Source organism: Pseudomonas sp. SCPG-7, from assembly GCF_002156405.1.
Taxonomy (GTDB): domain Bacteria; phylum Pseudomonadota; class Gammaproteobacteria; order Pseudomonadales; family Pseudomonadaceae; genus Aquipseudomonas; species Aquipseudomonas parakoreensis.
In genome coordinates this window covers 1-23,153 of the sequence record NZ_MVOO01000022.1, presented here as the reverse complement: position 1 = coordinate 23,153, position 23,153 = coordinate 1, and the positions used below count along the sequence as shown (strand labels likewise).

The following is a 23,153-nucleotide window of genomic DNA, read 5'->3' as shown; positions in this document are numbered from 1 at the left end:
CGCTCATTCGTCTGTTCCTTTGCCGTGGTTGCGCCGTTGCAGCCAGTTCAACAGATCGGCCCCGGCCATCGGCCGTGCGTACCAGTAGCCCTGCCCTTGCGTGCAGCCCAGCGCCAGCAGTTCACGACGTTGCGCAGCGGTTTCGATGCCTTCGATGACCACGCTCATGCCCAAGGCTTCGCCCAACGCCAGGGTGCTGCTGATGGCCGCGCGGCAACGGGGTTCATGCGCAAGGTTGCGAATGAAATCGGCGTCGAGCTTGATCTCGTTGAAGGGCAACTGACACAGGCGTTGCAACGAAGAGAATCCGGCGCCGAAGTCATCGATCGACAAGCGACAGCCCATCATCCGCAACCGCACCAGTGTCTCCAGGCTGGTGGCGGGTGCTTCGAGCAGGCCGCTTTCGGTCAGCTCGAAGGTCAGGCTCGAGCCGCTGCTTGTATGTTCGGCCAACAGGCTTTTCAACGTCGATGTCAGTTGCGCATTGGCCAGTTGCACGGTTTGCAGGTTGAACGCCAGGTTCAGGACAAAACCTTGCGCCCGGGCGCTGCGCTGCACGTGCAAGGCCTGGTCGATCTGCGCCAACAGCATCTCGTCGAGCAGCCCGCAACGCTCGAGTACCGGCAAGAACAATGCTGGCGAAATCAGCCCGCGTGTCGGGTGCTGCCAGCGGCACAGCACTTCGACGCCTCGAACCTCGCCGTTCTGCAGGTCGAACTTGGGTTGATACCAGGCCTGCAATTGGCCCTCGGCCAGCGCATGGCGGACCGTCGTTTCACTGGCCAGCGTCATCGCGCGCAGCGGCTGCGGCGGGCTGATCTGCCGGTTGACGAATGTGTCGAGTAACTCGGCCAGTCCCTCAACGTGCAGCGGTTTGCCGACATCACCGAGCAGGTCCAGCCCAAGCAGTGCGACCATCTGATGCACCGCGCGCCGCAGGTCCGCCGACAGCGCACTGCAGATGATCACCGACCTGACCTGCCCCGAGGCGCCGACCCGTTGCAGAAACGCCAGCCCGTCCATGCCCTCCATCTGCAAGTCGCACAGGGCGATGTCCACCGCGCCGACTTCATCGAGCAACGCCAGCGCCTGCGCACCATCGCTGGCCTCCAGCACCTGCTGACAACCCAGCCCTTGCAGGAGGTTCACCGCCACGGAGCGCTGAAAAGCGTGGTCTTCCAGCACCAGGATACGAAGCGGCAGGTTGGGCATGAGGGTCGGCTCGCTGTGGGTGAAGTGCGGATGAGTGTTGAGCTCGCGAGGGAGCGTCTGCATTTGCTTGACCATCGAGATGTACCAGCACGGTGCCAGGGCCCTGGCGATTCCGCGTCGCAGAGCGTGTAGGACTTAGAGTTTGACGGCGTAAGAAAATGTGCTGAGCACGCTATACAGAACTCACCAGAAACACTGTAGGAAACGTCCTGAAAAACAGCTGGAAATCTCTTGAAAGCAGGCAACATGCCGCACAGGCATTGGCCGATGCGGCGATGTTCATGACAGCACCGGCGACTGTGTACGCTGAGAGCCACGCCCAATGGCGGTGCAATGTGGTTGCCTCATTCGGTGGTACTCGGACTCCAGAACGCCTGCACCACCAGCGCTGAAGTCGAAATCCGCGCCACCAGCGCATCGAGTTCATCGCCGTCGACCGAAGTCGTCGCCAGCGTGGCTTCGATCTCGATTTCGTCGGCACCGAAGGCGTGTACATCGACGTCGCTGGCCGGGTAATTGCTGCGTTCCAGCTCGGCTTCGAGCAGGGCGAACACGGCTTTCTGCTGCGAGCGCCGGGCGATCACGTAAACAATGTTGGTGACTTCCGCCGAAACCACGTCCAGTGGCTGGCGGTTGATGTTGTTGACGATCGGCCGCAGCAAGGTGTTGGCGGCGAGGATGAACAGCGTGCCGAGCACCGCCTCGGCCAACAGGTCGGCCCCGGCGCAAGCGCCGACGGCGGCGGAAGTCCACAAGGTCGCGGCGGTGTTGAGGCCACGGACGTTACCTTCCTCGCGCATGATCACGCCCGCGCCGAGAAAGCCAATCCCGGAAACCACGTACGCGACCACCCGCACCGCGCCTTCTGCGCCGCCGAGACGGTTGGCCATGTCGACGAAAATCGCCGCACCGACCGCCACCAGCACGTTGGTGCGCAGGCCGGCGGTGCGTTGCCGGTACTGGCGCTCGAACCCGATCAGGCCACCGAGGATGAACGCCGCGCTGAGGCTGACGAGGGTGTCGAGCAGCGAGGTGAGGTTGAGGTTGTTGATGGCTTGCATGATGAAGCTCCTTGAATAGTCCACAGTCCCTTTGTTGGGCTTGCTGCCAATTCACTTGAACTACCCGTTCCCTGTAGGAGCTGCCGCAGGCTGCGATCTGTTGATCTTGTCTTTTAAAAACAAAATCGACAGATCGCAGCCTGCGGCAGCTCCTACAGGTTGGCAGGTGAAGATTGCAGCCTGCTGTTATTGCCAGCCGAACCGGCGGATGTAGAAACCTTTCACCGCCTGGGTCAGCGCCATGTACGCCAGCAGGATCATCGGCAGGAACACGAAGTACAGCGACGGCAGTGCCTGCAGTTTGAAGTAGTTGGCCAGCGGCCCCATCGGCAGGAAGATCCCGACCGCCATGATGATCCCGGTCATCACCAGCAGCGGCATGGCTGCACGGCTTTGCAGGAACGGAATCTTCGGCGTGCGGATCATGTGCACGATCAGCGTCTGGGTCAGCAGCCCTACCACGAACCAGCCGGACTGGAACAGTGTCTGGTGATCCGGGGTGTTGGCATCGAACACGTACCACATCAAGGCGAACGTGGTGATGTCAAAGATCGAACTGATCGGCCCGAAGAACAGCATGAAGCGACCGACATCCGCCGGCTGCCAGCGCTGTGGCTTTTTCAGCATCTCGTCATCGACGTTGTCGAACGGAATGGCGATCTGCGAAATGTCGTAGAGCAGGTTCTGTACCAGCAGGTGCATCGGCAGCATCGGCAGGAACGGAATGAACGCACTGGCGACCAGCACCGAGAACACGTTGCCGAAGTTGGAGCTGGCCGTCATCTTGATGTACTTGAGCATGTTGGCGAAGGTCCGACGCCCTTCGAGCACGCCCTCCTCCAGCACCATCAGGCTCTTTTCCAGGAGGATGATGTCGGCGGCTTCCTTGGCGATGTCCACCGCACTGTCCACCGAAATACCGATGTCGGCGGTACGCAGCGCCGGCGCATCGTTGATACCATCGCCCATGAAACCGACCACATGGCCGTTGCCTTTGAGGATGCGCACGATGCGCTCCTTGTGCGACGGCGTGAGCTTGGCGAAGACGTTGGTTTTCTCTACCGCCACGGCCAGTTCGGCATCGCTCATGCGCTCGATGTCGTTGCCCATCAGCAAGCCCTGTTGCGCGAGGCCGACTTCGCGGCAAATCTTCGCGGTCACCAGTTCGTTGTCACCGGTCAGCACTTTGACCGCGACGCCGTGCTCGGCCAGCGCCTTGAGCGCTGGCGCAGTGCTTTCCTTCGGTGGATCAAGGAACGCCACGTAACCGATCAGCGTCAGTTCCTGTTCATCCGCCAGGCTGTAAGTGTCGCGACCTTCCGGCATCGAACGGGCAGCCACCGCCACCACGCGCAAGCCTTCAGCGTTGAATGCTGCGGTGACCTGACGAATCCGGGTCAGCAATTCATCGCTCAAGGCTTCTTCGACTTCGCCGTGCTGCACACGGGTGCACACCGCCAACACTTCTTCCACCGCACCTTTGCAGATCAGTTGATGTGGCTGACCACGCCCTTCGACCACCACCGACATGCGCCGGCGATTGAAGTCGAACGGAATCTCGTCGACCTTGCGAAACGCCGTGCCAACCTTCAATTCGCGATGGATTTCCACGTGCTCCAGCACCGCCACATCGAGCAGGTTTTTCAGCCCGGTCTGGTAGTAACTGTTGAGGTAAGCCATTTCCAGCACATCGTCGGAGTCTTCACCCCAGACGTCGACATTGCGTGCGAGAAAGATCTTGTCCTGGGTCAGGGTGCCGGTCTTGTCGGTGCACAGCACGTCCATCGCGCCGAAGTTCTGGATCGCATCCAGCCGCTTGACGATGACCTTCTTGCGCGACAGGAACACCGCGCCTTTGGCCAGGGTCGAGGTGACGATCATCGGCAGCATTTCCGGGGTCAGGCCCACGGCAATCGACAGCGCGAACAGCAGCGCTTCGGTCCAGTCGCCCTTGGTGAAACCGTTGATGAACAGCACCAGCGGCGCCATGACGAACATGAAGCGGATCAGCAGCCAGCTGACTTTGTTCACGCCCAGCTGGAACGAGGTCACCGCGCGGTCAGTTGCGCCCACACGCTGTGCCAACGCGCCGAAATAGGTGCTGTTGCCCGTGGTGAGAATCACCGCCACCGCCGTGCCGGACACCACGTTGGTGCCCATGAATAGAATGTTCTCCAGCTCCAGCGGATTGCGCGTGTCGCGGTCGGCCTGACGGGCAAACTTTTCCACCGGCATCGATTCGCCGGTCATCGCCGCCTGGCTGACGAACAGGTCCTTGGCGCTGAGCACCCGGCAGTCAGCGGGAATCATGTCGCCGGCCGACAGCACGATCAGGTCGCCCGGCACCAGTTGCTTGATCGGCAGCTCGATGCGTGGCTCGTCGCGGCGCATCACCGTGGCGGTGTTGCTGACCATCGCCTTGAGCGAGTCGGCGGCCCGGTTGGATTTGCTTTCCTGCCAGAAGCGCAGCAGCGTCGACAGCACCACCATGGAGAAAATCACCGTGGCGGCTTTCAGGTCTTCGGTCAGCCAGGAGATCACCGCCAACAGGGTCAGCAGCAGGTTGAACGGGTTTTTATAGCAGTGCCACAGGTGAGTCCACCATGGCAGCGGCTGCTCGTGTTCGACTTCGTTGAGGCCGTACTGCGCGCGCAGTGCGTCGACTTCAAAATCGGTCAGGCCGTCGGTGTGAGTACCCAGCGACGAGAGCAGTTCACCGCTGTCGCGATGGGCCGCATCGACCAGGGTGTTGGCCAGCGTGGGCGGGACTTCACGGCTGACCGTGGTGTCGTTGATCGATTCCAGCAGCGCCAGACGGCGGAAGTGCCGGGCGATGTGGCGTGTGCGCAGGAAGCCTGCGAAAAATTCCTTGAGCGTAAGTTTCATGGCTGTTGCCCCTATGGTCAGCCGGGAAACCGTCGAGCAGGTACGACCACGCCTCGTTCACCGGAAAATCCGGCACGGCAAGGCTTGGCGCGCCGGTCAGAAAAGACAGGCGTGTCGATAGGTTTGCGATCACGACCACACGGTCGAAATCACATACTTTCAGTGTCGATGAGAAGGACGTCGGGACATGGTCTCAACTGACCATGATCGGGATGCCGCTGCTCGCTTTACGGCGAGACAACGGCAGAGAAAGGCTGCGCGTTATCTTGCCGAGAATCTGCCGGTTACCGAGACCGGCCGACAACTGTCACTCGAACAAGTACCCACTGTGGGTCTCCGCTATTGATGAAAACGCGCGAAGCTTACGCCTCGATGATTGGAGAGTAAACCCGCAAAAGGAAGTGTGTCGGGGAATATCGGGGGATGTTCAGGAAGGGTTCAGGAATGGTTTTTTGCGGTGATCCTTGAGGCCCCTTCGCGAGCAAGCTCGCTCCCACATTGGATCTTCATCTGACACAAAATCTGTGTTCACTGAAAATCCCTTGTGGGAGCGAGCTTGCTCGCGAAGGCGGTCGATCAGGCAAAGCAGATTCAGCTGGCAGTCGCCAACAACAGATCCGCCATCGAACGATGCCCACGGTTCTTGCCATGCTCATACAACGACCCGGCAATCTCGTCGGCACGCACCGGCAACACCGACAGCAAGGTGTCGCTCAGACCATGGCTGGCCTGGCAGAAGCCCTGCATGTACAGGCCGGCCTTGCAGCGTTCGTCGGTGATCAGTTTGTAGTTGCGATCGACCTCGAAATCACCGAGGTACTCTTCCAGTGGCGCCAGTAATTTGCGGTGCATCTGCCGCTCGTAACCGGTGGCCAGGACCACGGCGTCATAGAGGCGCACGGTGACTTCGCCGGTAGCGTTGTTGCGCACCGCCAGTTCGATGCCGCGCTCGGTGGCGCTGGCGCTTTCCACAGTGGTCAGGGTGCGGAACGCATGACGGGCGATGCCCGAGACTTTCTGCCGATAGAAGATGCCGTAGATGCGTTCGATCAGGTCGATGTCCACCACCGAATAGTTGGTGTTGTGGTACTCGTTGACCAGCCGCTCACGCTCGGCGCTGTTTTGCTGGAACACCAGATCGGTGAACTCCGGCGAGAACACTTCGTTGACAAACGGGCTGTCGTCCGCAGGCTTGAGCGCCGAGCCGCGCAGGATCATGTCGACCTGCACCGACGGGAACGAATCGTTCAGATCGATGAAGGCTTCCGCCGCGCTCTGCCCGCCGCCGATGATCGCGATGCTCATCGGTTGATTGTTCACACAAGGCTGCTTGGCCATCTGCGACAGATACTGCGAGTGATGGAACACACGGCTGTCGCCCTTCAACGCCTTGAACGCCTCCGGAATACGCGGCGTACCACCGGCACTGACCACCACCGAACGCGCGGTGCGCACAAACTGCTGGCCTTCGCTGTCGCGGGAGATCACGCGCAACGCTTCAACCTGGTGGTTGTGCAGCACCGGTTCGATGGTCAGCACTTCTTCGCCATAGCGGCTCTGCTCGGTGAACTGCCCGGCGACCCAGCGCAGGTAGTCGTTGTACTCCATGCGGCACGGGTAGAAGGTGCCGAGGTTGATGAAGTCCACCAGGCGGCCGTGAGCCTTCAGGTAATTGACGAACGAGTACGGGCTGGTCGGGTTGCGCAGGGTCACCAGATCCTTGAGGAAGGAAATCTGCAATTCGCTTTGGGTCGACAGGGTGTTGCCGTGCCAGCTGTAGTTGGCCTGCTTGTCGAGGAACAGCACATCCAGCTCGCCGTGGGTCGGGCCGCGCTCTTGCAGAGCGATGGCCAGCGCCAGGTTCGAAGGGCCGAAACCGACGCCGATCAGGTCGTGAACGATGGGCGATGCAATTGCCTGAGTCATTTCCAGTGTCCTCTGGATGAACCCCTCAACAAGGGGAAAGGAGAGCCTAAGTGACCCGACTGGCCTTGAGCAGGACAGCAGGTCGTCTGTTGAGTAGGAACGAGGACAGTGAAATAAAATTTAGCGATGGCGGCTCAATGGGCATCCCATTGCTTGATGCGCAGGCGGCAATGCTTCATCGCATTGACAATGTGTTTTTCCACCAGTGCCTTGGAAATGCCCAGGTGTTCGGCGATCTGCGGGTGCGACAGGCCTTCGATCTTGCGCAGCAGAAAACTGTCGCGGCACAGCGGCGGCAATTCTGCCAGGGCGCGCTGGAGCATCTCCAGACGCTGGCCGTGATCGAGGGTGCCTTGGGGCGACGGGGTGAAATAACGCTCTTCGCTGTCGAGCACTTCCAGCGGCTCGACCTGACGCAAGGCGTTGCGCCGATGATCATCGATCACCAGATTCAGCGCAGTGCGATAGAGAAACGCCCGGGGCTGCTCGATGGGCGTGTCGCTGGAGCGTTCCAGTACGCGCACATAAGCGTCATGCACCACATCTTCGGCGACCTGACGGTTGCCGAGCTTGGCGTTCAGGAAACACACCAGCTCGCGATAGTAGTTTTCCAACATGACTCCCGGCCGCTTCGATGCGGATTCGATCCTTGAGCACACTGATCGACGGCCCCGCAAACACGGGTAGCAAGATAGTGGCAACTTGAGGTGCGTAATTTATAGTAATTCTCATATAGATTTAAAGTGGCGTTTGTCGTTGCCCGCCAAATAGTGCCGTTCTATACCTGTAACATCCTGTGTCTTCGCTTAAATTCCCCTGCGCATTCCTCGTTTACAGGACAGCTCCCCGTGTCTGTCGTGCCCTGCGACAGCGTTCAGCGGCTGCGCGCTGTGCCGCGCAGCCGGACGACGGGCCGAATTCCACTGGCCGGAACCCTGCATGAAACGTCCCCGCCCCGCCCGACGCGCCCTGCTCGCAACCCTCTGTCTGATTCCCGTTGTTGCCTTCGCCGCGTGGCAAATCATGCCGCCGGGCCGCGAGCGCTTCGCCACCGTGCAAGTCAGCCGCGGCGACATCGAAAGCAGCGTCACCGCGCTGGGCACTCTGCAACCGCGCCGTTATGTCGATGTTGGCGCGCAAGCCTCCGGACAGATCCAGAAAATCCACGTCGAAGTCGGTGACGTGGTCAAGGAGGGTCAACTGCTGGTGGAAATCGATCCGTCCACGCAGAAGGCCAAACTCGACGCCGGGCGCTTCTCGATCGAAAACCTCAAGGCGCAATTGCAGGAGCAACTCGCCCAGCATGAGCTGGCGCGGCAGAAGTATCAGCGGCAGCAGCATCTCGCGGCCGGCGGCGCCACCCGTGAAGAAGACGTGCAGACCGCCCGCGCCGAACTGAAAGCCACTCAGGCCCGCGTCGACATGTTCCAGGCACAGATCCGCCAGGCCGAAGCCAGCCTGCGCAGCGATCAGGCTGAACTCGGCTACACGCGGATCTACGCGCCGATGGCCGGCACCGTGGTCGCCCTCGACGCCCGCGAGGGCCAGACCCTCAACGCACAACAGCAGACACCGCTGATCCTGCGCATCGCCAAACTGTCACCGATGACCGTGTGGGCCGAGGTTTCCGAGGCTGACATCGGCCACGTCAAACCGGGCATGACCGCCTACTTCACCACCCTCAGCGGCGGCCAGCGGCGCTGGAGCAGCACCGTGCGGCAGATTCTGCCGGTGCCGCCCAAGCCGCTGGATCAGACCAGCCAGGGCGGCGGCAGCCCGGCCAGCAGCAGTAAAAGCGGCAGCGCCCGCGTTGTGCTGTACACGGTTTTGCTCGACGTCGATAACGCCGACAACGCCTTGATGGCCGAGATGACCACCCAGGTGTTTTTCGTCGCCAACCAGGCCAAAGGCGTGCTCACCGCGCCGGTCGCCGCGTTGCAGGGCAGCACCACGGCCAACCTGCAAACCGCGCAGGTGGTGGCGGCCAACGGCGACATTCAGCAACGCGAGGTACGCACCGGCATCAGCGACCGACTCAACGTGCAGATTGTCGACGGCCTCAACGAAGGTGATCACCTGTTGATCGGCCCGGTCGACGGCAGCGGAGGCTGAATGCAAACGCCTCTGATTGACCTGCAGGACATTCGCAAATCCTACGGCGGCGGTGACGCTCCGGAGGTTCACGTGCTGCGCGGCATCGACCTGTCGATCCATGCCGGTGAATTCGTGGCGATTGTCGGCGCATCCGGTTCCGGCAAATCGACCCTGATGAATATCCTCGGCTGCCTCGACCGCCCGACCTCCGGCGAGTACCGCTTCGCCGGGGAAAACGTCGCCGGCCTCGACAGTGACGAGCTGGCCTGGCTGCGCCGCGAAGCCTTTGGATTTGTGTTCCAGGGCTATCACCTGATCCCGTCCGGCTCGGCCCAGGAAAACGTCGAGATGCCGGCGATCTATGCCGGCACCCCGGCTGCCGAGCGTCACGCCCGCGCCGCCGCCCTGCTCGACCGCCTCGGCCTGGCCTCGCGCACCGGCAATCGTCCGCATCAGTTGTCCGGCGGCCAACAGCAACGGGTGTCGATTGCCCGGGCGTTGATGAACGGTGGCCACATCATCCTCGCCGACGAACCCACCGGCGCACTCGACAGCCACAGCGGCAAAGAGGTGATGGCGCTGCTCGATGAACTGGCGAGCCAGGGCCACGTGGTAATCCTCATCACCCACGACCGCGAAGTCGCAGCCCGGGCCAAACGCATCATCGAAATCCGCGACGGCCTGATCATCAGCGACAGCGCCCGCGACAACCCGGAAGCCCAGACCAGCGCCAACCCCGGCGCCCTGCAAGCGGTGGATCTGCGCCAGCGTCTAGCCGTGGGCGCGGACGCCACCGGCGCCTGGAAAGGTGAACTGGTTGATGCCCTGCACGCGGCGTGGCGAGTGATGTGGATCAACCGCTTTCGCACCGCGCTGACCCTGCTCGGGATCATCATCGGCGTGGCGTCGGTGGTGGTGATGCTGGCGGTCGGCGAAGGCAGCAAACGCCAGGTGATGGCGCAGATGGGCGCCTTCGGGTCGAACATCATTTACCTGAGCGGCTCGGCGCCCAACCCGCGCACGCCGCCGGGGATCATCACCCTCGACGAGGTGCACGCGCTGGCCAGCCTGCCGCAAGTGCAGCGGATCATGCCGGTCAACGGCGCCGAGGCCGGCGTACGTTACGGCAATGCCGACCACCTGAGTTACGTCGGCGGCAACGACACCAACTTCCCGGCGATCTTCAACTGGCCGGTGGTGCAAGGCAGTTACTTCACCGAGGCCGATGAGCAGAACGCTGCAGCCGTCGCGGTGATCGGCCACAAGGTCCGCAGCAAACTGCTCAAGGACGTGCCGAACCCGATCGGCCAATTCATCCTGATCGAGAATGTGCCGTTCCAGGTGGTCGGCGTGCTCGCGGAAAAAGGCGCCAGCTCCGGCGACTCCGACAGTGACAATCGCATCGCCATCCCCTATTCGGCGGCCAGCGTTCGGCTGTTCGGTACACGCAACCCGGAGTACGTGGCCATCGCCGCTGCGGACGCGCGCAAGGTCAAGGACACCGAGCACGCCATCGAGCAACTGATGCTGCGCCTGCACAACGGCAAGAAGGATTTCGAACTGACCAACAACGCCGCGATGATCCAGGCCGAGGCGCGCACCCAGAACACCCTGTCGCTGATGCTCGGCTCGATTGCCGCGATCTCGCTGCTGGTTGGCGGTATCGGCGTGATGAACATCATGCTCATGACAGTGCGCGAACGAACCCGCGAGATCGGCATTCGCATGGCCACCGGCGCCCGCCAGCGCGACATCCTCCGCCAGTTTCTCACCGAAGCGGTGATGCTCTCGGTGGTCGGCGGCATTGCCGGCATTGCCCTGGCGCTGATCGTCGGCGGCGTGCTGATCCTCAGCGAAGTGGCCGTGGCTTTTTCCTTGATGGCGGTACTCGGCGCCTTCGGCTGCGCCCTGGTCACCGGTGTTGTCTTCGGCTTCATGCCTGCCCGCAAAGCTGCCCGGCTCGACCCGGTCACAGCCCTTACCAGTGAATGATCGATTTATGAAACCGCGTCTCAGCCTGTTGACCGTGTGCCTGTTGCTCAGCGCCTGCGGCAGTCCCGTCCAGCGCCCGGACAGTGGCGTGCAAACGCCAGCTGCCTGGCAGTCGCCCCATAGCGCCAGCGTTGCCCGCAACAACCCGCAATGGTGGACGCAATTTGGCAGCCCGGAACTGGATCGTCTGATCGAGCAGGCGCGCGTCGGCAGTTTCGACCTCGCGGCTGCCGTTGCTCGCGTGCGTCAGGCGCAGGCGGGCACCGTCATCGCTGGCGGCTCACAGCTGCCGGAGGTCAAGGCCGGACTGAATGCCAATCGGCAGAAACTGCTGCGCGGCAATGGCTACAGCCAACTCGATGCCAACAGCAGCAACAAGGCGGTGGACTATTTCGATACCAACCTGAGCGCCACCTACGAAATCGATTTCTGGGGCGGCAAACGCGCCTCGCGCGACAGTGCGCAGTTCGCTCTGCAGGCCAGCGAATTCGACCGGGCGACGGTCGAACTGACATTGCTCAGCGGCGTTGCCAGCACGTATGCGCAAACCTTGTCGCTACGCGAGCAGAGCCGCATCGCCGAACTCAATCTGGCCAACGCACAAAGCGTGCTGAAACTGGTGCAGACGCGGTTTGATTCAGGCTCGGCAACTGCGTTGGAACTGGCGCAACAGAAGAGCCTGGTCGCCGCCCAGCAATGGCAATTGCCGCGCGTGCAACAGCAAGCCCAAGACGCGCTGATCAGCCTCGCCGCCCTGCTCGGCCGACCGGTGCAGCAACTGTCGACGACAGAGTCCTTCGAGCACCTGCAATGGCCAGACATCGCCGCCGGCGTGCCCAGCGAGTTGCTCACGCATCGTCCGGACATCGCACGCGCCGAAGCCCAACTGGCCGCCGCCGAAGCTGACGTCAAAGTCGCTCGCGCAGCCATGTTGCCGGCACTGACCCTGACCGCCCAACTCGGCTCGGGCGCCAATCAGTTCGACGATTTGATCCGCAGCCCTTTCTACAACCTGACCGCCGGACTGGTCGCACCGATTTTCAATAACGGTCGCCTCGGCGCTGAACGCGACAAGGCCTCTGCGCGCCAGCAAGAGCTGCTGGAAACTTACCGTGGGGCAATCATCAACGGTTTCGCCGATGTGGAAAAAGCGCTCAATAGCATTCGTCGCCTGGATGAGCAGCGGTTGTGGCAGAACGAAGAACTGAATCAGGCGCAGACCGCGTTCGACATCGCCCAGAGCCGTTACCAGGCCGGCGCTGAAGACTTGCTGACCGTGTTGGAAACCCAGCGCACGCTGTACGCGGCCCAGGATCAGCATGCACAACTACGGCTGTCACGAGTGCAGGCGAGCATTGCGCTGTACAAGGCACTTGGTGGCGGGTGGCAGACGCTGTAATCGAATCAACACAACAACCCTGTGGGAGCTGGCTTGCCAGCGATGAGGCCAGCACTCCCAACATCAACGTTGCCTGACCCGATGCTATCGCTGGCAAGCCAGCTCCCACATTGATTGACGATGTTGCCGCTCTCTCGGCCTGACACCTGAACCTGTGGAAGCGAGCCTGCTCGCGAATGATCGATGACGCAGCCCTCAAGTCGGGCTGGTTTTAGCCTTCAGATTGCGCGCATACCATGGCCGTTGCGGCACGCGGCGGAACAGGCCGGCGAGTTTTTCCTCGTCGCTGATGAAGGTGATGCGCAGCGCCAGCTTCATGGTTTCCGGATCCATCTCCACCGACTTGCCCACCTGCAATCCCGGCGTGGTACTGCAACCATGGGTGATCGGTCCGAGCCACGGATCATCGACTTCCACCCAGCGCCCCGGGGCAAACCATGGCACGCCATTGACCTGCAGCCGCGCGACTTCGCCCGGGTGGAAACGCTCGTGAGCGCGGAACCAGTCCTCGATGCGATCATCGATCCAGCCATGGAAATGCCAGAACGTCGGGTTGACGTGGGAAGAAAACGGATCGCCGAGGAAGTCGTTTTCGGCGTTGTACCAGCGGGCAGCGAAGTCCGCCGGATCGCGGGCAAACGGCACCGGCTGACCGTTGGACGGGTCGCGCGGCACAGAAGCCCAGCGCATGTGCAGCCAGTCATGCAGACCCAGTTCGACTTCGGAGCCAAACTGGCCGAGGGTGAGCCGGGCCAGATACGCCGGATCGCGGTATTGCGACTCCCAGACCTGGAAGTTGCTTTCGTAGGTCTCGGCGGTCTTGATGTCGCTGACCCACTGACTGAATTCGTCATCGCCCGCCGCCGTCCAGGTGGGCGGCAAGGCTGAGCCGTCGTGGTTGTCGAAATAGCGGGCGAAGCCGACACGGTCGCGGATCAGCTCCGGCTGCGGCAGCGGGAAAAACGCCCACGATGGCAAATCCTGCATCGAGCGCGCCGTCCCGAGCATGTGCCGGTGCATGAAGAAAAAGTCCACGCCCGAGCCATTGCGGTCCTTGCGCGGGCCTCGGGCATCGCGCTCCTTGTCACGCGGGCCGGGCTGCCAGCCGATGCCGCGCAAGGCTTCGCGTTTGTCCTCGGGCAGCTTGTGCCACTTGTCCCGGGTCGCATGCCACAACTGGTGAAACAGGCGATGCTCGGGCGAGATCAGCCACGCCAGCAATGTCGGGTTGAGCGGCGTGCGCTCGCGCGCTTCGGGAAACAGCCGCTTGACGGCGACGAAGCGGTTGTCCTGCGCCGGCAAGGCCAGCGCTCGATCCAGGCGCAAGGCCTTGCCGCTGAGCGTGCCACTGCCGGCATTGCCGAAGTCGGCCCAGACCTCATCGAGGATCATCTCCAGCTCATAGCTGATCTGACCGTCAGCGCCGATCAGGCGCCAGCTCAGCTTCGCCGCATCGGCTTTCGCGAGGTCGCCCAGAATTCGATAACGCGGTGTTTCAGCGGAACGCAGGCGCTCGGGCGTGTCGAGAAAACCGCACACGCCGCGACCCTTCTGGCCGATGTCGAGAAACACTTGCAGCCCCTTGAGCGGCAAGCCTTCGAGGCCGGCATCGGCACCTTCGAAACGGATATCCCACACCCCGCGCAACGCATTCGCCAGGCGCTGCCCGGCCATGTCGGCGACGTCGAAAGACGCTTCACCCGGGGTGATCGTCGGGTCCGGCTTCGTCCATTCACGATGCCCGAAATACGCCGCAGGCACGGCAGCGCCGGTCAGCGCCAGGCCCGCCATGAACCATCGTCGAGAAATCTTCATTGCCCTACCTGTGTCAGCCATGAAGCAGGCTTTATCCAAGCTAGAACGTTTGCTCCATGCACAAATTTATGGGGGTACCTGAAAAGATCGCAGCCTTCGGCAGCTCCTACAGTGATCGCGTTCCAATGTAGGAGCTGCCGCAGGCTGCGATCTTTTAACCTGGCAACCTAAATTCCACGGCCATCCACTCGTTCTTCCCAGATAGCGAAGGCCCCCGCGCCTGCACCTCGATGGCGAACCTGACTGAGATGGCAATGACAAAACCACGTTCGAAAAAGGCTCTATTCATCGGCCTGCCGTTGGCCCTGGCGATCAGTGCCGGCGCAGGCTTTGCCGTGTGGCACCACTGGTTCAAGGACGACCTCGGCTACCCGGCCAAAGTCATGAAGCAGGCCGATGAGCTGCACGAACGCATGCTCTCTTTCGACAGCCATGTCAGCCTGACGCAAAATTTCGGCACCGACGGCCACGAAGCCGACAAGGACGGCGACGGCCAGTTCGACCTCGCCAAGGCCAACCGCGGGCGCCTGTCCGGCGCCGCCCTGACCATCTTCGGCTGGCCGGAAATGTGGAACGGCCCCAACGCCCCGCACAAGCCGACCCCCGGCTTCGTCGACGAGGCGCGCAATCAGCAGGAAATCCGCTTCAAGATCATCTCCGGGATGGTTCGCGACTACCCCAATCAGGTGGCCATCGCCTACACCCCCGACGACTTCCGGCGCTTGCACGGCGAAGGCAAGTTCGCGATTTTCATCAGCATGCTCAACGCCTATCCGCTGGGCCACGACCTCAACCTGCTGGATCTGTGGACCGCGCGCGGCATGCGCATGTTCGGTTTCAGCTACATCGGCAACAACGACTGGGCGGATTCGTCGCGGCCGCTGCCATTTCTCAATGATTCGCCGGACGCCCTCGACGGCCTCTCGGATCTGGGCAAGCAAGCGGTCAAGCGCCTCAACGATCTGGGCGTGATCATCGACGTCTCGCAAATGTCGACCAAGGCCCTCGAACAAGTCGCGCAGCTCAGCCGCACGCCGCTGGTGGCCTCGCATTCGGCGCCACGTGCGATGGTCGACATCCCGCGCAACCTCAGCGACAAGGAAATGCAACTGATCAAAAACAGCGGCGGCGTGGTGCAGATTGTCGCGTTCTCGCAGTATCTGCGTCCGCTCACCCAGCAAACCCAGGACAAGCTCAACGAGATGCGCAAGGACTTCGACCTGCCGCCGCTGCCGAACCTGGCGATGGCGTTGATGCCGGGCGACCCGATCATTGCCGCGTGGTCCGAGGAGAAGTTTGGCCAGTACGCCAGCCGCCTCTACGGCATCCTCGAAGAAGAGCCGAAAGCCAGCCTCAAGGATCTGGGCGATGCCATCGATTACGCGGTGCGCAAAATCGGCATCGACCATGTCGGCATCAGCTCCGACTTCAACGAAGGTGGCGGCGTCAAAGGCTTCGAGAACGTCGGCGAAATTCGCAACGTCACCGCCGAGCTGATCTCGCGCGGTTACTCCGAAGCGGACATCGCCAAGCTCTGGGGCGGCAACTTCCTGCGGGTCTGGGATCAGGTCGAGAAAGCCGCGAAACCGGCACTGGCCGCCGCGCCGGGAACTGCCAAGCCATGAGCAATCGTCGTGAGTTCTTGAAGCAGGCGGGGATTCTCGCGGCGGCGCTGCCGTTGGGTGCGAGCCTGCCGAATGTCGCCGGCGCCGCGAACGCCGCGCCCGCGACCGGCAACAAGTGGACGCGGTTGCAGCAGCTGTTCGACCAGGATCCGGCGTATCTGCACTTCTCCAACTTCCTGATCACCTCGCACCCGAAACCGGTGCGCGAGGCGATTGAACGACACCGCGCCGCCCTCGACAACAATCCCGGCCTGGCCATGGATTGGGACCTCGGCGTGATCGAACAGCGCGAAGAGAACGTGCGAGTCTGGGCCGGTCGCTATCTGCAAGCCGATGCAAAACAGATCGCCCTGACCGGCAGCACCACCGAAGGTCTGGCGACGATCTACGGCGGCGTACACGTGCGCCCCGATCAGGAAATCCTCACCACCGAACACGAGCACTACGCGACTCACACCATCCTCGCCCTGCGTAGCGAACGCGACGGCACCCGGGTGCGCAAGATTCGCCTGTTCCAGGATCCGTACAACGCGAGCAAAGCAGAAATCCTTGCTGCCATCGACGGCGCCATCCGCCCCGAAACCCGGGTGCTGGGCATGTGCTGGGTGCATTCGGGCAGCGGCATGAAACTGCCCATCGGTGAAATCGGCGCCATCGTCGACCGGCACAACCGTGGTCGCAGCGACGCCGACCGCATCGTTTACGTGGTCGACGGGGTGCATGGCTTCGGCGTGGACAACCTGAACTTCACGCAGATGAACTGCGACTTCTTCATCGCCGGCACCCACAAGTGGATGTTCGGCCCACGTGGCACCGGCATCGTCTGCAGCCGCTTCGCCGAAGTCAGGTACGTGACCCCGATCATTCCGACGTTCTCCGAAGCCACGGCGTTTTCCACCACCATGACGCCCGGCGGCTATCACTCGTTCGAACACCGCTGGGCGCTGGACGAAGCGTTCAAATTGCATCTTGAGCTGGGCAAGGCCGAGGTCGAGGCGCGCATTCACGCGCTCAACAGCTACCTGAAACAACGCCTGCAGCAACGTCCGCAGATCGAACTGGTGACGCCACTGAGCCCTGAGCTGTCCGCCGGTTTCACCTTCTTCCGGGTCAAGGGCAAGGACAGCGACAAGATCGCCGCGCACCTGATGGCCAACCGCGTGGTGGCCGATGCCGTACACCGCGACGTCGGCCCGGTGATTCGCACCGCGCCGGGGCTGCTCAACGACGAAGAGCAAATCGACCGCTTGCTGGCCGTGCTCGACCAGGCCCTGTGAATCCGGGCGATCCCCTTTTCCTTTTAGCGAGACTCGCAATGAACAGTGAACTGCGTCGATTTTCCTTGAAGGCGCTGCCGGCGCTGATGCTCACCGCCCTCGCCGTCGGCCTGCTGCCGGGCGCCGCACAGGCCGCCACCCCGCCTGCGCCGGGCAAGGTGTTCAAGGACTGCAAGGACTGCCCGGAAATGGTCGTGCTGCCCACCGGCACGTTCACCATGGGCACCCCGGAGGATGAGGTCGGCCGCGAGCCGGATGAAGGGCCGATGCACCCGGTGACGTTTGCCAAACCGCTGGCGATCAGCCGTTTCCAGATTCTGCGCGGCGAGTGGGACGCCTACCTCAAGGACAGCGGCTACAAGATGCCCGACGGCGACACGCGCCCCGGTCGCGCGTGCAAGGCGGGCATTCCGGATTATCAGGGCAGCGACCCGCGCAAGCAGTACACCGACAAGCACCCGGCGGTGTGCATGGATTTCCCGGAGGTCGAAGCTTACGTGGCCTGGCTGTCGAAGAAGACCGGCCAGCAATACCGACTGGTCAGCGAGTCGCTGCGTGAATACGCCGCCCGCGCCGGCAGCACGGGACCGTTCCCCTTCCCGTTCGACGAAGGCAAGGAATACAGCATCGCCAAACACGCCAACACCTACGGCGCCGCCGATGGCTACAACTTCACCGCGCCGGCCGGCAGCTTCCCGGCCAACGCCTTCGGCGTCTACGACATGCACGGCAATATTTATGAGTGGACCGCCGATTGCTACAACGAGAACTACGTCGGCGCGCCTAGCGATGGCAGCGCCTGGTTGAGCGGCAAGTGCGAAGTGCGGCGCATCCGTGGCAACGACTGGGGCGAAGCGCCGGTGTTCTCGCGCTCGGGCAACCGCAACGCCACCTACACCGACACCCGTGGCGACTGGATCGGCTTCCGGGTCGCCCGCGATCTGTAAGGCTATCGCCCGGCTAAATTAGCCATCCCGGCAGTCGTTCTACAGATGGGCGCGATCCTCCATGGCGCGCCCACCGCCCTCTACGTCATCCAGGCGAACCCCACGCGCAGTGCCGGTGTTCGCCGCTCCTTCAAGCAGGGAACCTCCATGAGCAAACCAACACGCGGGGTGATCAATGAATTGTTCGCCCTGCTCAAACCCTTTCGACTGATCGTCAGCGTGTCGATCCTGCTCGGCATGGTCGGTGGCCTGAGCGTCACCGCGCTGCTGGCGACCATCAACAACGTGCTGCACGCCGAGGGCGCACTGACCAGCACGATGGTCGCGGTGTTTGCCGGCTTGTGCCTGCTGGCCCTGACCAGCTCGATCTTTTCCGACATCGGCACCAATTTCGTCGGCCAGCACATCATTGCCAAATTGCGCAAAGAGCTGGGCGAAAAAGTCCTCTCGGCGCCGATCGAGCAGATCGAGCGCTATCGCAGCCATCGGCTGATTCCGGTGCTGACCCACGACGTCGACACCATCAGCGACTTCGCTTTCGCCTTTGCGCCGCTGGCGATTTCCCTGACCGTGACCCTCGGTTGCATGGGCTACCTGGCGATGCTGTCGTGGCCGATGTTCCTGATGATGGCGGTGGCGATCCTGATCGGCACGGTCATTCAGTACATCGCCCGCGGGCGCGGCATGCAGGGTTTCCTCAAGGCCCGCGACTACGAAGACGAGTTGCAGAAGCACTATCACGCCGTCGCCGAGGGTGCCAAGGAACTGCGCATCCACCGCCCGCGCCGGCATCGCATGTTCGTTTCGGGGATCGAAGGCACGGCCGACAAGATCTGCGCAACGCAGGTGCGCTCGGTAAACATTTTCGTGGTCGCCAAGACCTTGGGTTCGATGCTGTTCTTCGTGGTGATCGGCCTGGCGCTGGGCCTGCAATCGCTGTGGCCGAGTGCTGACAAAGCAGTCATGAGCGGCTTCGTGCTGGTGCTGCTGTACATGAAAGGGCCGCTGGAACACATCATTGGCACCTTGCCGATCGTCAGTCGCGCGCAAATCGCGTTCCGCCGGATTGCCGATCTCTCCGAGCAGTTTTCCTCGCCCGAACCGCACCTGTTGCTCAGCGATCAGGGCCACCAAAAGACCCCGGTGCACAGCCTGGAACTGACCGATGTCTCGTACAGTTTCCCGACGGTAGAAGGCGCCAAGCCGTTCCGGTTGGGGCCGGTGAACCTGAAAATCGAACAAGGCGATATCATTTTCATCGTCGGCGAAAACGGCTGCGGCAAGACCACGCTGATCAAGTTGCTGCTGGGCCTGTACGCGCCACAGCAAGGCGAAATCCGCCTCAATCAGCAGCTCGTCGACGCCAGCAACCGCGACGATTACCGCCAGTTGTTCACCACGATTTTCGCCGACTATTACCTGTTCGACGACGTGGTTCAGGGCGACACCCATATCCCGGAAGACGCCAACCAATACCTGGAGCGCCTGGAAATTGCGCACAAGGTCAGTGTGCGTGACGGCTCGTTCACCACCACCGATCTGTCCACCGGCCAGCGCAAGCGTCTGGCCCTGATCAACGCCTGGCTGGAGGAACGTCCGGTGCTGGTGTTCGACGAGTGGGCCGCCGATCAGGACCCGACCTTCCGGCGGATTTTCTACACCGAGCTGCTGCCGGACCTGAAGCGTCTGGGCAAGACCATCATCGTCATTTCCCACGACGATCGTTACTTCGATGTCGCCGACCAACTGGTGCGCATGAGCGCCGGCAAAGTGGTCACTGAGCTGCAACCCGCCTGACTGTGAAAATTTTGTAAAAAAAATGGCGTTGAGCTTTCCGGTTTTCGGAAGGCTCAACGTCTTACTAACAGTTAATAGAAATAGTTCTCAGTCAACACTTTGAAGAGTAGAAGAACAATGCCCGCACCGCACGGACTCCACCCGCTCGCCAAGGCTCTGCTGATCCGCCGCTCCTTCCGTTGCACCTTGCCCGCGTTCTGCGCCATGGCCCTGACCGTGCCGATGGCCGGCCAGGCCCAGGCCGCCGCCGTGGCGATCAATATTCCTGCACAGTCGCTGGGGAGCGCCTTGCAGGAATTCGGTCGCCAGACCAACCTCCAAGTGCTGTACAGCCCGGATGAAGTCAGCGGTCTGCGCAGCAGCACGGTCAGTGGCAACCTGGAACCGACCGCCGCCATCGCGCAACTGCTGCAAGGCACCAACATCGCCTACAGCGTCGAGGGCAACAACGTCGCCTTGCGTTCGCGCAGCAGCGGTGGCGCCAGCCTCGATCTGGCCCCGACCAGCATTTCCGCCACTGCCGAATCGGCCTGGGGCCCGGTCGACGGGATCGTCGCCAAGCGCAGCGCCACCGGATCGAAGACCGATTCGTCGCTCAAGGAAATCCCGCAGACCATCAACGTCGTCACTCAAGACGAAATCAAGATGCGCGGCTCGAAGACCGTCACCGAAGCCCTGCAATACACACCAGGCATGACCGGCGGCGGTTTCTCGGACCGGGTGAAGATCTTCGACGAACCGACCTCCCGGGGCTTCTCCCCTACTCCGCTGTACCTCGACGGCCTGCACATGCCTTACGGCGGCGGCAGCACCGGCGGTTCGCTGCAGATCGACCCGTACACTCTGGAGCGCGTCGAAGTGCTCAAGGGCCCGGCCTCGGTGCTGTACGGCCAGAACCAGCCTGGCGGTATCGTCAACATGGTCAGCAAGCGTCCGACCGCGACCCCGCTGCACGAAGTGAAGCTCGGTGGCGGCAGCTATGACCGCAAATACGGCGCCTTCGACCTCGGCGGCCCGATCGACGATCAGGGCGAATTCCTCTATCGCCTGACCGGCGTGGTCAACGACAGCGGCTCGGCCATCGACTACGCCAGCCAGAACCGCATGCTGCTGGCGCCAAGCCTGACCTGGCTGCCTAACGATCAGACCACCATCACCGTGTTCGGTCAGTACCAGAAAGACCACGACGTACCGGAAGCCCAGGGCCTGCCGGCCAACGGCACCGTGCATCGCAGCCAGGCCGGGCGCATCAGCCGCAGCCTGTTCCTCGGCGAGCCGGACGTGAACAAATACCACCGCGAGCAGTTCGTAGTCGGTTACGAGATTGCCCACGAACTCAACGACGTCTGGACCCTGAAGCAGAACGCGCGTTACGCCGACATCAATGACCAGTACGTGGCGCCGCTGCACGGTTATTCGTTCCCGACCAACCCGGTCACCGGCCTCAACGATGGCAGCTACCAGAGCCGTTATGCGGTGGACTGGTCGCAGCACAACAAGGTCTACGGCATCGATAACATCGCCCAGGCCAAGTTCAACACCGCCGATGTCGAGCACACCGTGCTGCTGGGCGTGGACTACTACCACTACAATTCGAAATTCCTCGGCCTGTACGACCGCACCGCTCCAGGTCTGGACCTGTACAACCCGGTGTATGGCAGCCAGATCAATTTCCGCCAGCCGTACAAGTGGGACAACACCATCACCCAGACCGGCCTGTACGCTCAGGATCAACTGCGCTGGAACCAGTGGTTCCTGACCCTCGGCGGTCGTTATGACTTCGCTGAAACCGACAACAAGCAACCGCTGAGCGGCGGCCACAGCAACCAGAAGGACGAGAAGTTCACCGGGCGTGCCGGCCTCGGCTACGAGTTCGACAACGGCATCACACCGTACGTCAGCTACGCCGAATCGTTCCTGCCGCAAACCGGTACCGACATGAGCGGCGGCGCCTTCGAACCGACCACCGGCAAGCAGTACGAAGTCGGCGTCAAGTACGAGCCGAAGTCGATCGACGGCTTCATTCAGCTGTCGGCGTACCAGATCGACCAGGACAACATGCTCACCACCGACCTCGCCAACCCGGGCTTCAGCACCCAGAGCGGCTCCGTGCGTTCGCGCGGTATCGAGCTGGAAGGCAAGGTCAACGTCACCCGCAACCTGCGCGTGCTGGCGGCAGTGTCGCGTAACCAGACCAAGTGGGAGAAAGACAACGACGGTCGCGAAGGTCGCACCCTGGCCATGCGTCCACCACTGACCGCCTCCGCGTGGGTCAACTACGACTTCGACATCTCCACCGCCCTCGCCGGTTTCGGCATGGGCCTGGGCGCCCGCTACGTGCGCAGCAGCTACGGTTCGGATTACGAGTCGGACTCGTTCCAGATTCCGTCCTACACCGTGTATGACGCCATGGTCTCTTACGACCTGGAGAAATCGCCGCTGCATGTCAAAGGCGTGAAGCTGCAAGCCAACCTGCAAAACCTCACCGACGAGAAATACGTGGCCGCGTGCAACGGTACCCTCGACTGCTACTACGGCGAAGGTCGGACCATGACTGCTGACGTGACCTACAACTGGTAATACGGTTAGCGCTCACTGAAACGCCGGCATTTGCTGGCGTTTTTTTTGGGGGGCTGATTGGGGCTTGGCGGCCTTTGGGCCGACCAGGCTCTTGGGGGTTTGGGGGGATATCCGTTGCTGCGGGTGTTGCTGCTGGCGGTTTCGCTCTTACAGCGAGTCACCTTTTCCAGACGCCGAAAAGGTAACCCAAAAGGCTTTGCCCCGGCGTACGGCACTTCGCTTAGGCTCAGTGTTCCCTCGCTACGGTGCCCATCCGGGGGCAGCGCCTACGGTTTGCTGCGCTGCACCTCCTCTCGATGTATGCGGCTTCGCCGCACGGCGCTGCGCGCCTACCCCCCGGATCGACACCTCCGCTCGGCCTGCCGAAGGGGCAAAAAATCAAAAGCCAGAGCCAGAGCCAGAGCCAGAGCCAGATCAAAAGATCACAGCCTTCGGCAGTTCCTACATGGGATTGAGTGTTTTCAGTTAGAAATTGGTCGGCTGGCTGGCCGCCATCACTGGCAAGCCAGCTCCCACAGTGGGATCGGGTGTTTTCAGTTAGA

At 62.1% G+C, this 23,153-nt stretch carries 14 protein-coding genes; 8 read left to right on the top strand and 6 right to left on the bottom strand.

The genetic code is table 11. The features are described 5' to 3' along the window. Positions 1-3: 3 nt before the first annotated feature. The 5 genes from B1722_RS26095 to B1722_RS26075 all read right to left on the bottom strand — a co-directional run bounded on the left by B1722_RS26095 (position 4) and on the right by B1722_RS26075 (position 7,702). A complete protein-coding gene (locus B1722_RS26095; protein WP_254616404.1) occupies positions 4-1,212 on the bottom strand; it encodes an EAL domain-containing protein in 1,209 nt (402 codons plus the stop codon). A 344-nt stretch (positions 1,213-1,556) separates the two neighbouring features. After that, positions 1,557-2,273, bottom strand: a complete 717-nt coding sequence (locus B1722_RS26090) for an MgtC/SapB family protein (RefSeq protein ID WP_007968289.1) — start codon at positions 2,271-2,273, stop codon at positions 1,557-1,559. A 186-nt stretch (positions 2,274-2,459) separates the two neighbouring features. Further along, positions 2,460-5,159: a magnesium-translocating P-type ATPase gene (mgtA, locus tag B1722_RS26085; RefSeq protein ID WP_041070774.1), complete on the bottom strand. Its 2,700-nt coding sequence runs from the start codon at positions 5,157-5,159 to the stop codon at positions 2,460-2,462. Between the two features lie 591 nt (positions 5,160-5,750). Beyond that, a complete protein-coding gene (locus tag B1722_RS26080; protein WP_086794848.1) occupies positions 5,751-7,085 on the bottom strand; it encodes a lysine N(6)-hydroxylase/L-ornithine N(5)-oxygenase family protein in 1,335 nt (444 codons plus the stop codon). A 134-nt stretch (positions 7,086-7,219) separates the two neighbouring features. Beyond that, a complete protein-coding gene (locus tag B1722_RS26075) occupies positions 7,220-7,702 on the bottom strand; it encodes a sigma-70 family RNA polymerase sigma factor (RefSeq protein ID WP_086794847.1) in 483 nt (160 codons plus the stop codon). A 322-nt stretch (positions 7,703-8,024) separates the two neighbouring features. Here B1722_RS26075 and B1722_RS26070 point away from each other — a divergent pair, with 322 nt between their 5' ends. Genes B1722_RS26070 through B1722_RS26060 form a run of 3 tightly spaced genes read left to right on the top strand, consistent with a single transcriptional unit; the run spans position 8,025 to position 12,570 of the window. Further along, a complete protein-coding gene (locus tag B1722_RS26070; protein ID WP_041070766.1) occupies positions 8,025-9,197 on the top strand; it encodes an efflux RND transporter periplasmic adaptor subunit in 1,173 nt (390 codons plus the stop codon). Continuing rightward, entirely contained in the window at positions 9,198-11,171 is a 1,974-nt protein-coding gene (locus tag B1722_RS26065) for a MacB family efflux pump subunit (RefSeq protein ID WP_041070763.1), read from the top strand. Positions 11,172-11,178: 7 nt separating this feature from the next. Further along, positions 11,179-12,570, top strand: a complete 1,392-nt coding sequence (locus tag B1722_RS26060) for an efflux transporter outer membrane subunit (RefSeq protein WP_086794846.1) — start codon at positions 11,179-11,181, stop codon at positions 12,568-12,570. A gap of 195 nt (positions 12,571-12,765) precedes the next feature. Here B1722_RS26060 and B1722_RS26055 read toward each other — a convergent pair whose 3' ends face one another. After that, entirely contained in the window at positions 12,766-14,385 is a 1,620-nt protein-coding gene (locus tag B1722_RS26055; protein WP_086794845.1) for a PvdJ/PvdD/PvdP-like protein, read from the bottom strand. A gap of 254 nt (positions 14,386-14,639) precedes the next feature. Here B1722_RS26055 and pvdM point away from each other — a divergent pair, with 254 nt between their 5' ends. From pvdM to B1722_RS26030, 5 genes are all read left to right on the top strand, one after another. Continuing rightward, positions 14,640-16,010, top strand: coding sequence for a pyoverdine-tailoring dipeptidase-like protein PvdM (gene pvdM, locus B1722_RS26050; protein ID WP_086794844.1), 1,371 nt, complete (start codon positions 14,640-14,642; stop codon positions 16,008-16,010). Next, positions 16,007-17,287: an aminotransferase class V-fold PLP-dependent enzyme gene (locus B1722_RS26045; protein ID WP_086794843.1), complete on the top strand. Its 1,281-nt coding sequence runs from the start codon at positions 16,007-16,009 to the stop codon at positions 17,285-17,287. Before pvdM ends, B1722_RS26045 begins: the two co-directional genes overlap by 4 nt. A 38-nt stretch (positions 17,288-17,325) precedes the next feature. Beyond that, on the top strand, positions 17,326-18,234 hold the full coding sequence (locus tag B1722_RS26040) for a formylglycine-generating enzyme family protein (RefSeq protein WP_086794842.1): 909 nt from the start codon (positions 17,326-17,328) through the stop codon (positions 18,232-18,234). A 147-nt stretch (positions 18,235-18,381) separates the two neighbouring features. Beyond that, positions 18,382-20,031 (top strand): cyclic peptide export ABC transporter, encoded by a 1,650-nt coding sequence (locus B1722_RS26035; RefSeq protein ID WP_086794841.1) that lies wholly within the window; start codon positions 18,382-18,384, stop codon positions 20,029-20,031. Positions 20,032-20,148: 117 nt separating this feature from the next. Continuing rightward, positions 20,149-22,611 (top strand): TonB-dependent siderophore receptor, encoded by a 2,463-nt coding sequence (locus B1722_RS26030; RefSeq protein ID WP_086794840.1) that lies wholly within the window; start codon positions 20,149-20,151, stop codon positions 22,609-22,611. Positions 22,612-23,153: the final 542 nt, after the last annotated feature.